Raw genomic sequence first — 13,444 nt, 5'->3', positions numbered from 1 at the left:
AATACTCCTTAAAATATGGATGACAATAGAGATATTTTAACATTAGATAGTAGAACAGTTGCTTCAAATCCTGGAAGGGTTAGAGTAATGCCATTTGTATTGATAAAATACATCTATAAACCTATTTATTTGTTAATTGCTTTATTGTTTTCGTTAGCTTTTGCATGGGATGTTTCATGGCTATGGGGAGGATTTGCTTTTATTATTCTTTTACTTGTAAATATTTTTTATTGGAGAAGGCAAAAAGAACATTTTAAATATGGAGATTCTAACGGAGCAATAGTCATTTCTGAAAAACCTAAAATGATTGCTGTTACTACCAATCTATCCAAAGGTTTTGGAGGTAAGTTTCCTGTCATAAAGGTTTTACCTTATAAAGGAAAAGGAAAACTCAATGATAGGATAGGAACAGTTGCTCTTTATGAAAATTCTGAAGAAAAGCCCCACTGGAATAACTTTTTTCCAGTTCCTGTAGACTATGTTAATAATAATAAAGAGGAATTGAAAGCTGTTTTGGAATCATATTCAGAAGAAAGCTGGGAAGTTTTGAAAAACAGAATAAAGCAGCTAAAGCAACCATATAGAGAAGGATTATTTAAAATATTTGATGAAACAAGCAGTTGGTAAAAAGTATAGATATTTTTATCCTTGAAGAGAAACTGAAAAGTTTGTAAAATATAGACAATAAATTTGTCAGAAATCTCAGGCTGGGTACAGATGAAAATTGTATCCAGCCTGATGGTTTAAAAGAATAAATAAAAATGACACATATAGAAAACATACAAAAACTATTCTCGAAAGACTTTGTAGAAAGTCCGTTGCTGGAAAGTTTTGAAGTAGGGAAGATCTACCTTTCAAGTGGAAAGATTGTTACCTGTGATCCTTTGATCACTAATGATATGCTTCCTTTTACCACGGAATTTCCCAAAGGAGATTTTTCTGTAATGATACATAAAGAAAGAGAGAGCAACTGTGTAGCCTATGCCGAAATTATATTCAGTAATTCTGAAATTAAAGAATGGAAAATGGCCACTACAGCAGGACAGAATATAAAAGATCTTGCGAAAGAAGAAGTGTTCGGATATCCTGTAGAAAGCGGGATGGGATGTTTCATGGATGTGGATACCCAAAACAGTCTGAACGAACTTGAACAGAGGTTGTATCAAAATAAAGGAGGTGATTTTATGGGAATCTACGAAGAATTTTTCCATGACTACTTCTTTGATGAAAAGGGCGCAATAGATCAGTATGCCTTTCTTAAACCTGCAAAGGAACATCCCGGAACTATATTTGCTTTTGAAACCGGATATGGAGAAGGATTTTATGCCAGCTATATAGCGTATAACAAAGATCAGCAGCCAGTGAAAATAATTACTGAATTTATAGAAATAAGTTAATTTTAAATTAGCTATTTTTGAGACGCAATTTTTGTCAGTTATAAATTTTAAAGCTAATACAAAACACAATGAATTTCTCATCAGAACAACCCCGTATTATTGTTGTGGGCAGCTCATCGATAGATTTGGTTCTTGAAACCGAAAAATTCCCTTTGCCTAATGAAACGGTTTTAGCCGTTAAGTCAGATAGTTATTTTGGAGGTAAGGGCGCTAATCAATCAGTAGGTACAGCCAGGCTGGGAGCAAGTGTATACTTTATCGGATGTGTAGGAATGGATCCTCTTGGGCAGCAGATTATGAGAAATCTGGTAAGTGAAAATGTGAATGTAGGATTTGTTCACGAAACAGATAAAGAAGCTACGGGAACGGCCTATGTAACCACTTCCCACGGAAATGCAGCTATTGTTGTAGTACCGGCAGCCAATAAATACCTTAGCAAATTACATATAGACGAGGCAGATAAGTATTTTCATACCACAGATCTTGTGCTGGTACAGCTTGAGGTTTCTATGGATGTTGTAGAGCATACCGTTAGAAAAGCCAAGAAATACGGAAAAAAAGTAGGATTATACGCTTCACCTGCAATGAGAGTCAGTGAAGAAATTTTAGAACTGGTTGACTTTATTGTTGCTAAAAGCAATGAGTTGTACGTTATTTTCGGGGAAGAAAAAAGAGAAGAGGTTCTTAAAAAATATTTCAATAAAGTTTTTGTAAGAGATGATACCAATTCCACCATTTATTTTGATGGTACAGAAATGAAATATTACAGAAACGATAAGGATGAAAAAGTATATAAAATGGGAATGGGTGATGCATTTACGTCAGGATTTGCCATTGCGATGTGCCATGGGAATTCTATCGAAGAATGTGTAAAATTCGGAAATGAAGTCTCATCAAGAGTTTCCGGAGGTAAAGGCTCTCAGACAGGACTTCCGAGAATCTCAGATTTCTTTTCCTAAAGCTATTTACGACATATCAAAAGTCTGAAACTTAACATAAAAATATAAGTAAAATGTCCACTTTTATAGTGGATTTTTTCTTTTTATACTATGGAAAAACTAATACTAACCACAGAAGATCATGTCACGCTGACCGCCCATTTGTTTAAACCGGAAAAAGATAATGGGAAATTACTACTGATTAATTCAGCAACAGGGGTAAAACAGCAGGTGTATTTTTCTTTTGCCAGCTATTTTTCTGAACAGGGATTTACTGTCATTACTTATGATTACCGGGGAATTGGTCTTTCCAAACCGAAAGATATGAGAGGATTTCATGCTTCTATGAGGTTATGGGGTTCCAAAGATTATAAATCGGTAACTCAATATATTAAATCAACTTTTAAAGAGCACCAAAAATACTGTTTAGGCCATTCTGTAGGCGCATTGATTCTGGGAATGAATGAAGATTCCAACATCTTCGAAGAATTTGTTTTTGTGGGAACCCAAAATGCCTTTGTTGGAAACCTTAAAGGGATGACAAAAGTTGAAGCCTATTTAGGCTTTGGAATTGCTCAACCGTTAACGACTTCATTGTTAGGATATTTTCCCGCCCATTGGTTCGGACTGGGAGAAAGTCTTCCAAAAAATTGCGCATATGACTGGAGAACCTTAATTTTAAACAAGAAATCAACCAACAGATTGTTGGAGAAAATTGATAACTTTTCTGAAAATTTGACCCAGAAAGTATTTGTAATTCGGGCGGAAGATGATGTCTGGCTGACAGAGAAAGGTGTGTTGAGTTTATTAAATGACACCTATCCTAATCTTAAACCAACTTACCGGTTAGTAAATGTTTCAGAATCTGATAAAAAAGAAATAGGACATGTCAATTTTTTTAGAAGTTACAACAACAAGCTTTGGGATATTATTTTAAATGAACTGATAGATAAATGAAAAGTACGATTAACAACACAATAGCATTTGTAAAAGAAAAATTAGAAGGAGCAGAAGCAGGACACGACTGGTTTCATATTGAAAGAGTCTGGAAGCTGGCCGCTAAAATAGCAGAAACAGAAGATTGTAACAAAGAAGTAGTAGAATTGTCTGCTCTTCTTCATGATATTGCCGATCCTAAATTTCATAACGGTGATGAAACCATTGCTCCCCAAATATCCAGAGCATTTCTTGAAGAACAGGGCGTTTCTGAAGAAATCATCCGTAAGGTATTATTTGTGATTGAAAATATTTCATTTAAAAACAGAGATCAGGCACCGGAGAATCCTCCCATTGAGCTTCAGATTGTACAGGATGCCGACCGTATTGATGCGATAGGAGCTATCGGAATTGCCAGAACATTCAACTTTGGAGGTTTTAAAAATAACCTGATGTACCACCCGGATATGAAACCCAAATTGGGAATGTCCAAACAAGAATATAAAAAATCTAATGGGACAACTATTAATCATTTCTATGAAAAGTTATTGCTTCTGAAAGATATGATGAATACTGAAAAAGGAAAGGAAATGGCAGAAGAAAGACATCAGTATATGATGAATTTCCTCGATCAGTTTTATAAAGAATGGAATGTAGATTAGAAAATATAATCCGAACAAAAAGAAAGAGAAAAAGCTCTTTTTCATGATGGGGTAAAATTAAAAAAATGACCTCAGATATAGATAAAATAGAGAGAAGAAGTATCTTTGTAGAATATGACACTCATTATTTTTATAATATTTCTGGCTTGTGTTCTTTCTCTGATCCTGTTTAAGGTTAAATCAGGAAGTGTGGCCAAGTGGGCGAAGCTGTTTCGTATCGTAACAGTAGTTTTTTCAATTTCTGTTTTTACGTATTGGTTTATCAAGAAAAGTGCTGTGGCATTTGTGGATAATTCTGTAGGGCTGCAGGTGATTAATAAACTTCCGCAGGCACTGGATTTTTACCTGATCAAAGTAAACAAAACAGAGCAAAATACAAACCTTGAACCTAAGCATATAGGGAAAATACGTCCGGAATATTACAGGATAGAATACCTGAAAATGGATAAGTCTGATGAATACTGGATTGCAGGCTATCTTGGAAAGAAAAACCTGGTGTACTTTTCTCAGCATTCCGTACCCAATAAGAATATCGATCAGATTGTAGAAGTACAGAATTATATTAATCAAAGTATGAAACTTTCTGATGCCGCCAAAAAGCAGGTAGATGCTTATAATTATGAGAATACAAAATTAGGAATCTGGATTACACTGGACTTTCTGCTTATATTTCTCAATCTGGTATTGCTTCTTAGAAAAAATAAATAAAAAAGGTAATGAGTTTCAAATACTCATTACCTTTTTTGTTAAGGATAATCCAGAATCTGCATAATCCGTTCTTTAAATTCTTCAGGACAGGCTTTGATCAGCTTATCCTTATTCTGTTTACTGATTTCTTTAGGTTCGAGCCATTCGCTCTTATTGGAATTCAAACTGTGATTATCATATACTCTTTTTATGGTATGATTTTCATAAAAGATATATTCATCACCAAGCCAGTTATTGGCAATACTGATTGTACAAATTTCCTTTTCCATGATTTATGTTTTTTAAAGTATAATGATTATTGGAAAACATTATACTCTAAGGTACGAATTTTTTCATGATGAAAAGGAAGTTACTTATACCGAATTTATTCCATTTAAATTTAAAAAAGGGTTCCTGTACTCTCCGTTGCCATTTGTGGAATATGAATATCCGTTTTCCATTCCTCATTCACTTTTTTGATGAAATAAGCAGATAATAAAGGAGAGGCTTTTTCAATATTCTGATGTACGAAAAAGTAAAGATTCTGAAGTCCTTCTTTTTTCCATTTTGTGAGATGCTTCAACCAGTCATCCAGTCTTTCGTAGTCACTTTCTGCGTTGGCTCCTACATAGCGGATAAATGCGTTGGGGGTTGTAAGGCGCATATGAAGCATATCTCTTCTTCCGGCAGTATCTACAATGATATTGGTGATGTTATGGGCTTCAAAGAGCTCACAGGTAGTATTCAGGATTTCCTCATCAGTAAACCATTCCGTATTTCGGAGTTCGATTGCTAGAGGAACTTCTTTAGGCCATTCCTTTACAAATTTTTCCAGCCTGTCATAATCCTTAGGTTTAAAATTATCATGAAGCTGCAGGAAAGCCATTCCCAGTTTTTCATCAAAATTGATCACCGAAGATGCAAATTGCGTCACCGGATCTGTTACATCAATCAGTCTTCTGAAATGGGAAACCGTATTGGTGATCTTTGGAAAAAATTTAAAGTCTGGCGGAGTTTTTTCTTTCCATGTTGTTACCTGTTCAGGGGTTGGCATTCCGTAGAATGTAGCATTCAGTTCGATAGAATTAAACTGAGTGGCATAATAGGTCAGTTCGTCTTTAGTTCCTTTAGGATAAAACCCTTTAAGGTCTGTTTTGTTCCATTTTGCACATCCGATAGAAATGTTTTCCAGACCTTTTTTATTGAGTGCCAGTATTTCTTTAGTTCTGGGATGATCTTTAGGTAATGTGAAATCTATTTTTGAAGGGTCTTCTACTTGTCCGAATTTCATATCTGTAGTTTTGGTATTAAACAATAAACACAAATATAAACCAAAAATCTCAGAGCATTTCTTTGAAAACGACAAAAGCACACCTTTCGGTATGCTTTTGTAAATATAGCGTGTTTATTACTTGGTCCTATGCCTCACAGCTTGAACATGAAACGAAGTTAACCATCATTTCTTTTGAAACTGATGAACTTCTTTGGTAGTAAAGTGTTTTTACTCCTTTTTTCCAAGCTTCAATATAAAGATAGTTGACATCTTTTACAGGCATTGTAGAAGGAATCTGAAGATTCAGTGATTGTGCCTGGTCAATATATTGCTGTCTCTGTGCCGCCTGAGAAATAATCTCCATTGGAGAGATTTCTTTAAATGTTTTGAATACTGCTTTTTCTTCAGGAGTAAGCTCATTCAGGTGTTGTACAGATCCGTGGTTCAACATGATGGTTCTCCACGTTTCTTCATTATCCAGTCCTTTTTCTTTCAAAAGTTTTGCCAGGTATTTGTTCTTACGCATAAAGTTTCCTTTAGCAAGACCTGCTTTATAATAGTTTGAAGAGAAAGGCTCAATTCCAGGGGAAGTTTGTCCCAGGATTGCAGAACTTGAAGTGGTAGGAGCAATAGCCATTGTGGTGGTATTTCTTAATCCATATCCTTTCAATACTTCCGGTTCTCCATAGATGTTGGCAAGTTCTCTTGAAGCCTGCTCAGCCTGATCTTTAATATGTCTGAATGCTCTTGCATTGAACTGAGTTGCTTCGAAGCTTTCAAACGGAATCATATTTTTCTGTAAATAAGAATGGTATCCTAAAACTCCTAATCCAAGAGCTCTGTGACGCATGGCGAAGTTTCTTGCTCCCTGCAGATAATAATTACCTTCAGTTTTGTCAATAAACTCAGATAATACAGCATCCAGGAAGTATACTGCTAATTTTACAGCATCTGTATCTTTCCACTCATCGTACAACTCAAGGTTCATAGAAGACAGACAGCAGATGAAAGATTCTTCCATTGTAGATGGAAGCATGATCTCAGAACAAAGGTTACTTGCGTTTACCGTCATTCCCAAATCTTTATACACCTGAGGTTTATTTCTGTTTACGTTGTCTGTGAAGAAAATATATGGAAGACCTTTTTGCTGGCGGCTTTCCAATACTCTTGCCCAAACTTTACGTTTCTCCATATCACCATCAATCATATCCTGCATCCAGTAATCTGGTACACATACTCCGGTAAACAGGTTCTGAATCGGGCTACCGATATCTTTAATGGATAAAAATTCTTCAATATCTCCGTGGTCAATATCTAAGTAAGCAGCAAAAGCACCTCTTCTTACACCTCCCTGAGAAACAACATCCATTGCCGTATCGAAAAGCTTCATGAATGAAACTGCTCCTGAAGATTTTCCGTTATCCGTTACAGCGGTTCCTCTGTTTCTCAATTCTCCGAAATACCCTGAAGTACCTCCTCCGATTTTAGTCTGCATGATTACTTCACCCATTTTGTGAGTAATACCTTCAATGCTGTCCGGAATGTGAGTGTTGAAACATGAGATAGGAAGACCTCTTTCTGTTCCCATATTCGCCCATACAGGAGAAGAGAAACTGATCCATCCTTTTGTGATCATTTCTTTGAATGCCGGTTGAAGTTCAGGTTTGTATAACCTTTTTGCAGCGGCAGTGGTAATTCTGTCGATAGCTCCGTCTACCGTTTCACCTTTCAACAGATATCCTCTGTTCAGCATCTGCTCAGACTCTTCATTGAGCCACCATATATTTGAATTTTGCTCTTCCATAGATGTTATATTTTCGAATTCCGGAATGAGAGAATCACTCCGGAATTTTGTTTTTTTATAGTATTGATTGTAAAATTTCTACTTTGTGGGAACCGTTCAGCCCGCTTTCATCTCTTAATCTCTGAAATTCTTTAAAAGACGGAACATTCAAAACTTCATGCTGAACTTCTTCATTGATGTAGTTTGAATAATGTACAAAAGTAACACCGTCTTCCTTTACATAAACTTTATATTCAAAGGTGGAAGTATCTAAATTCTTGAAATCTTCCAGAAACTTTTGGATATTGGTTTTATTGTTTGGAACAAATTCGGGGTTTACCGTATAGGTTACTATTACATTGATCATTTCTTTTGTATTTGTGCTTTATTCATGAACAGCAATTCCACTATATTGTCAGAAAAAGGGTAATCCTAATACTGACTGCTTTGACGCTCGCTTCGCTCGCGCCTCTGTATTAAAACAAATCGTTTGCAGTAATACTCTTATCGTGCTTCGTATAGTCTACAGGTCTTTTTGCAAAGAAATCATCTAATGAATTGGCAAAAACTTCTTCCTCGAACCATACCATTGGTCTGTATTGTTCCGGAGTGATGTTGTATCTTGTTTTCATATTGATTTTCTTCAAGCTGTCATCTACACGGTATTTCATGAAGTTAAGAAGATCTTCTTTAGAAACGTTGTCGATTTCTCCCAATTCAAAGATCCAGCTAAGGATATCCCCTTCTCTTGCGATAGATTCGTCTACTAAGGTGTAGATATCTTCAATATCGCTGTCTGTTAATAAGTCAGGTTGTTCCTCACGGATTTTGTTGATCAGGTAGATTCCTGCATTCGCGTGAATTTGCTCATCTACTGAAGTCCATGCGATGATATTGGAAACATTTTTCATGAATCCTTTGAATCTTGTGAAAGAAAGGATAATCGCAAACTGCGAGAAAAGAGACACATTTTCCACTAAAATACTGAATAACAATAAAGCAGAAACATACTCTTTCGGAGTCGCAGAATTAGCATGCTTTAGCGCATTTCCTAAGAACTCGATTCTTCCTTTTACAGCAGGAATTTCGATTACGTTAAGAAACTCGTCGTTATATCCTAGTACCTCTAATAAACGGGAATATGCTTCAGAATGACGAAACTCGCACTCTGCAAAAGTAGATCCTAATCCATTGAATTCCGGCTTTGGTAGGTGGTTGTATAAATTCCCCCAGAATGTCTTTACAGACACCTCGATCTGTGCAATGGCTAACAGCGCATTTTTCACAGCATGCTTTTCATGTGGTTCCAACTGCGAATGAAAATCCTGAACATCTGCAGTAAAGTCCACTTCCGAATGCACCCAGAACGATTTGTTGATGGCTTCTACAAACTGAAGAACCTCCGGGTATTCAAATGGCTTATAGCTTACTCTTTTATCAAAAATTCCCATATTAAATATCTTTATAATTAAATAATTTAGATCCTTGTGGATAACGTTCCGGAAATACTTAACTTTTTGTTTGTCTGTATATTGTGAATTAAAGTTATTCACTTTCCTCAATCAGTATTTCTTGTAAAGAACTAACAGCAAAGTTCGAAAAAAAGAACTGATTTTGAAAGAGGTAAATACTAATAGGCTGACTTTTAGCTTGAAAAGTTTTCCACATTTACATGAAAGGGGCTCGAATAATAGGCTGGACAGCAATCCTGGGGATAAATAGATGGAAATACCAAGTTACAGTTAAACAAAATATTGTAAAGTATTATTAATAAAGGCTTATAGTGTTAAACAAAAAAATATTTGAATAAATTTTTATTCTTGTAACAATTTGAAAATATCATCTACTTATTGGGTATAAAACATACATCACTTAATGTTAGTAATTCAGGATTTAAATAAGTCATACGATACAGGGAAAAGCAAACTTCATGTCCTTAAAGGAATTAATCTGAATATTTCTGAAGGAGAGTTTGTTTCTATTATGGGAAGTTCCGGCTCCGGAAAATCTACACTTCTTAATATTATTGGTATTCTGGATGAAAAAGATTCAGGAACCTATGAATTGGATGGAGTTCCTATCGAACATTTATCTGAAGTAAAAGCTGCGGAATACAGAAGTAGGTTTTTAGGATTTATTTTTCAGTCTTTTAACCTTATCAATTATAAAACGGCGTTGGAAAATGTAGCCCTTCCTCTGTACTATCAGAATGTACCGAGAAAAGAGCGAAATCAGAAAGCGATGGAATACCTGGAGAAAGTAGGATTGGCACAATGGGCCAATCACCTTCCAAGTGAACTTTCCGGAGGGCAGAAACAGAGGGTAGCTATTGCAAGAGCTTTAATTACCGATCCAAAAGTAGTGCTGGCAGATGAGCCTACAGGAGCACTGGACTCCAAAACCACTCATGATATTATGAAGCTTCTTCAGGATATCAATAATGAAGGAAAAACAATTATCGTTGTAACCCACGAACCGGATGTTGCTGCACAAACCAAAAGAAATGTAGTACTGAAAGACGGGATTATTGAAAGTGATGAGTTTATTAAGCAGATTGTACTATAAGTGAATAGTGAATGGTCAATTTTGCTTCGCAAATGAATTTTACAATGAGGAGGACAAATAATTTATAAAATGCACACACAAATGAATATGAAAAAAAATAAAAATGTTTTTAAATCTGAACCATTATAAGCTTGATGTTTATCAGTCAGCCAGAGAATTAAGAATAGAATGTTATAAAATTTTATCAAAAATTCCGGATAATGAAAAGTTTAATATAATCGACCAGATAAGGAGAGCTTCTACTTCTGTAGTATCAAATATTACTGAAGGATGTTCAAGAAAATCTGAACTGGAAAGGAAAAGGTATTTTGAAATTGCCAGAGGATCGGTTATTGAGTTGGATTCTTGTTTTGATATTGTTATAGATTGTAATTATATTGAAAGACAAGGATTGACAAAAATTGAAAATTTAATAAAAACGACATTTATTTTATTGAGTAAAATGTTGAAAAGAGATTAGAAATGTAAAAAGTAATTAGGTCGTAATTAAAGTCTGGTGAAGAATAAAATTGACAACAACGTTAATTGACTTCGAAGAAAATTGAGAGCGCAGCTAATTGACTTTTTTACAAGGTAAAAAAATAAAAACTATGTTTGACCTAGATCGTTGGCAGGAAATATTCAGTTCTATCCGGAGTAATGTACTTAGGACGGTGCTTTCAGGCTTTACTGTGGCTTTGGGGCTGTTTATTTTCATTGTACTTTTTGGAATTGGAAAAGGACTTCAGAATGCATTTTCTGAAGGGTTTGCAGGAGATGCTAAAAATCTTATTATTTTTTCTACAGGAAAAACTTCTTTAGCTTATAAAGGCCTTCAGTCTGATCGAAGTATAACAATGAATAACTCAGACTATGACTTTTTAATTAATGCAGATAAGGAAAAAGCCGGACCTTCCAGCCCTAGATATACTGCCAGTTTAATGGTGAAATATGGAAAAGAAAGTGGTCTTTATCAGATTAATGGGGCTGAACCAGGAGAGCAAGTCATTGAAAACAGAAAAATGATTGATGGCAGGTATCTGACAGCGATGGATCTGGAAAGGAAATTAAATGTTGCAGTTATTGGAAGAATGGTTCAGAGGGATTTGATCAAAAATGGGAGCCCGATAGGAAAAGAACTCGATATTAATGGAACGATGTATAAGGTTATTGGAGTTTTTTCAGATGATGGAGGAGATCGGGATGAAAGACATATTACTGTTCCTATTACGACTTTACAGCAGATGAAAAAAGGTTCTGATACAGTAAATATAGCCTATATTACATACAATGATAAACTGACTCCGGAACAGGCCATTAAATATGGTGATGAGCTTAAAGATAAATTAAAAGCGAGAAAAAGTGTTTCTCCTGATGATGAAAAAGGGATACGGGTATGGAATAATGCCCAAAACATGAATGACACATTTATGTTTATGGCGGTTCTTACAGCAATTGTTGGATTCATTGGCCTGGGAACGTTGCTTGCCGGAATTATTGGGATCAGTAACATTATGGTGTATATCGTAAAAGAAAGAACCAAGGAGATTGGAGTACGAAAGGCTATTGGGGCAAAACCAAGCGGTATTGTAGGTCTGATTGTTCAGGAAAGTGTTGTAATCACAGTGGTATCCGGACTTATTGGAGTAGGAGTAGGAGTTTTAACATTGAGCCTTATTGGTGATAGTCTTGAAGAATTCTTCATCAAAAGTCCAAGTGTAGGCTGGGGAGCCATTATTATGGCATTCATTGCCCTGATTTTCTCAGGATTAATTGCAGGATTTGTTCCGGCATACAGAGCTTCAAGAATCAAACCGATTGAAGCATTGAGAACAGAGTAATTTACAGAAAAAAGATAAACGGATTAATGAAATTCATAACTCATAATTTATAACTTATAATTCAAAAAGGTGAATATCATATTTAAAAAAGATACTTGGCAGGAGATCTATTATTCATTGAGGAATAATAAACTCCGAACATTTCTTACCATGATCGGCGTAGGATGGGGGATGTTTTTGTATGTAAGCCTTCTTGGAGCAGCCAAAGGAATGGAGAATGGTTTTGATAAATTGTTTTCCGGTTTTGCCACCAACTCAATATTTCTCTGGGCACAGAAAACCTCTATTCCTTATGAAGGATTTCCTAAGGGACGGGAAGTTCACCTGAACTTGAACGACATGGAAATGCTGAAAAGAAAAGTGACAGCCATAGACTATATATCACCACAAAATGCAAGGGGAAGCTTTACCGGAACACCGGGAGAATCTATGTCCAGAAACGGGAAGAACGGGACCTATTCACTTACCGGAGACTACTCCGTAGGAAATAAGATTTCGGAAAAGAAACTGATCTTCGGACGCTATATCAATGATGCTGATGTTTCTGGAAATAAAAATGTAGTAGTTATTGGAGAAGAAATTTATAAAAACTTCTTTGATGCCAAGAAAAAAGAAAATCCCATTGGGAAATCAATCAATATTAAAGGGATATTCTTTAATGTAATTGGAGTTTTCAGAGTGAAAAAAGGAGGAGGATTTGAAAATGACCAAACGGCTTTCATTCCGCTTTCTACCTATACAAAAATGTATAATGCAGGAGATCAGATTGACTTGTTTGCCATTGTCAGTAAGCCCAATGCCAATGTGAACTCTGTAGAAGAAGATGTAAAGCAGGTTTTAAAAACAAAAAATAAAGTTTCACCTGAAGATACCAATGCTTTCGGAAGTTTCAACCTTGGAAAAGAGTTTAAAAAACTGACAGGTTTTCTTACGGGAATGCAGTTGTTAACAATTATCGTGGGTACACTTACCATTTTGGCGGGAGTAATTGCCATTTCGAATATCCTGTTGATTACCGTAAAAGAAAGAACTAAAGAAATCGGAATCAGAAGAGCATTGGGAGCAAAACCGGCAGAAGTAAGAAATCAGATTTTGCTGGAAAGTGTGGTTATCACACTCTCCTCGGGATTATTAGGTTTTATGTTTGGAATTTTTGTGCTGATGATTCTTAATGCGGTTACCCAGGGACAGGATTCATTTCCTTTCTATAATCCGACAGTCAACTATGGGAATGTATTTGCTGCGATGGCTGTAATGGTGATTCTGGGACTGATAATCGGGATGATTCCTGCACAGAGAGCCGTAAAAATCAGACCTATTGAAGCATTAAGAACAGAGTAATTAATTTGAAAATCAAACAATTTGAAAATAAAGATAAATGAT

15 protein-coding genes are annotated in these 13,444 nt (G+C 35.6%); 10 read left to right on the top strand and 5 right to left on the bottom strand.

Translation table 11 applies throughout. The features are described 5' to 3' along the window. The first annotated feature begins 15 nt into the window (after window positions 1-15). The 6 genes from ODR02_RS15430 to ODR02_RS15405 all read left to right on the top strand — a co-directional run bounded on the left by ODR02_RS15430 (window position 16) and on the right by ODR02_RS15405 (window position 4,641). Window positions 16-627 (top strand): DUF3239 domain-containing protein, encoded by a 612-nt coding sequence (locus ODR02_RS15430; protein WP_209787639.1) that lies wholly within the window; start codon window positions 16-18, stop codon window positions 625-627. Between the two features lie 134 nt (window positions 628-761). Then, window positions 762-1,397: a DUF4241 domain-containing protein gene (locus ODR02_RS15425; protein WP_309512702.1), complete on the top strand. Its 636-nt coding sequence runs from the start codon at window positions 762-764 to the stop codon at window positions 1,395-1,397. Between the two features lie 68 nt (window positions 1,398-1,465). Next, window positions 1,466-2,356: a ribokinase gene (locus tag ODR02_RS15420; protein WP_309512701.1), complete on the top strand. Its 891-nt coding sequence runs from the start codon at window positions 1,466-1,468 to the stop codon at window positions 2,354-2,356. A gap of 90 nt (window positions 2,357-2,446) precedes the next feature. Continuing rightward, on the top strand, window positions 2,447-3,292 hold the full coding sequence (locus tag ODR02_RS15415) for an alpha/beta hydrolase family protein (RefSeq protein WP_209787644.1): 846 nt from the start codon (window positions 2,447-2,449) through the stop codon (window positions 3,290-3,292). Beyond that, a complete protein-coding gene (locus tag ODR02_RS15410; protein WP_309512700.1) occupies window positions 3,289-3,933 on the top strand; it encodes an HD domain-containing protein in 645 nt (214 codons plus the stop codon). The genes ODR02_RS15415 and ODR02_RS15410 overlap by 4 nt, the downstream gene beginning before the upstream one ends. A 114-nt stretch (window positions 3,934-4,047) precedes the next feature. Then, on the top strand, window positions 4,048-4,641 hold the full coding sequence (locus ODR02_RS15405; protein ID WP_309512699.1) for a hypothetical protein: 594 nt from the start codon (window positions 4,048-4,050) through the stop codon (window positions 4,639-4,641). 38 nt (window positions 4,642-4,679) lie between these two features. Here ODR02_RS15405 and ODR02_RS15400 read toward each other — a convergent pair whose 3' ends face one another. From ODR02_RS15400 to ODR02_RS15380, 5 genes are all read right to left on the bottom strand, one after another. Beyond that, entirely contained in the window at window positions 4,680-4,910 is a 231-nt protein-coding gene (locus tag ODR02_RS15400) for a hypothetical protein (protein ID WP_209787649.1), read from the bottom strand. Window positions 4,911-5,020: 110 nt separating this feature from the next. Next, a complete protein-coding gene (locus tag ODR02_RS15395; protein ID WP_209787651.1) occupies window positions 5,021-5,911 on the bottom strand; it encodes a DUF72 domain-containing protein in 891 nt (296 codons plus the stop codon). A 127-nt stretch (window positions 5,912-6,038) separates the two neighbouring features. Beyond that, window positions 6,039-7,697: a ribonucleoside-diphosphate reductase subunit alpha gene (locus tag ODR02_RS15390; protein WP_149833340.1), complete on the bottom strand. Its 1,659-nt coding sequence runs from the start codon at window positions 7,695-7,697 to the stop codon at window positions 6,039-6,041. A gap of 55 nt (window positions 7,698-7,752) precedes the next feature. Next, a complete protein-coding gene (locus tag ODR02_RS15385; RefSeq protein ID WP_309512698.1) occupies window positions 7,753-8,043 on the bottom strand; it encodes a hypothetical protein in 291 nt (96 codons plus the stop codon). Between the two features lie 109 nt (window positions 8,044-8,152). Next, the gene (locus ODR02_RS15380; RefSeq protein WP_041461620.1) at window positions 8,153-9,127 is read right to left on the bottom strand and encodes a ribonucleotide-diphosphate reductase subunit beta; all 975 of its coding nucleotides are present in this window, start codon (window positions 9,125-9,127) and stop codon (window positions 8,153-8,155) included. Window positions 9,128-9,551: 424 nt separating this feature from the next. Between ODR02_RS15380 and ODR02_RS15375 the strand changes: the two genes are divergently transcribed. The 4 genes from ODR02_RS15375 (at window position 9,552) to ODR02_RS15360 (ending at window position 13,402) form a co-directional block, all read left to right on the top strand. Next, window positions 9,552-10,241, top strand: a complete 690-nt coding sequence (locus tag ODR02_RS15375) for an ABC transporter ATP-binding protein (protein WP_034699055.1) — start codon at window positions 9,552-9,554, stop codon at window positions 10,239-10,241. Window positions 10,242-10,344: 103 nt separating this feature from the next. Next, a complete protein-coding gene (locus tag ODR02_RS15370; RefSeq protein WP_209787659.1) occupies window positions 10,345-10,701 on the top strand; it encodes a four helix bundle protein in 357 nt (118 codons plus the stop codon). Window positions 10,702-10,831: 130 nt separating this feature from the next. After that, window positions 10,832-12,061 (top strand): ABC transporter permease, encoded by a 1,230-nt coding sequence (locus ODR02_RS15365; protein WP_105681261.1) that lies wholly within the window; start codon window positions 10,832-10,834, stop codon window positions 12,059-12,061. Between the two features lie 69 nt (window positions 12,062-12,130). Then, window positions 12,131-13,402 (top strand): ABC transporter permease, encoded by a 1,272-nt coding sequence (locus ODR02_RS15360; protein ID WP_209787662.1) that lies wholly within the window; start codon window positions 12,131-12,133, stop codon window positions 13,400-13,402. Window positions 13,403-13,444: the final 42 nt, after the last annotated feature.

The organism is Chryseobacterium sp. CFS2 (assembly GCF_036543225.1).
Lineage (GTDB): Bacteria > Bacteroidota > Bacteroidia > Flavobacteriales > Weeksellaceae > Chryseobacterium > Chryseobacterium culicis_A.
Note: the sequence above shows the minus strand (reverse complement) of the source record. Positions and strands in the feature narration are given on the sequence as shown.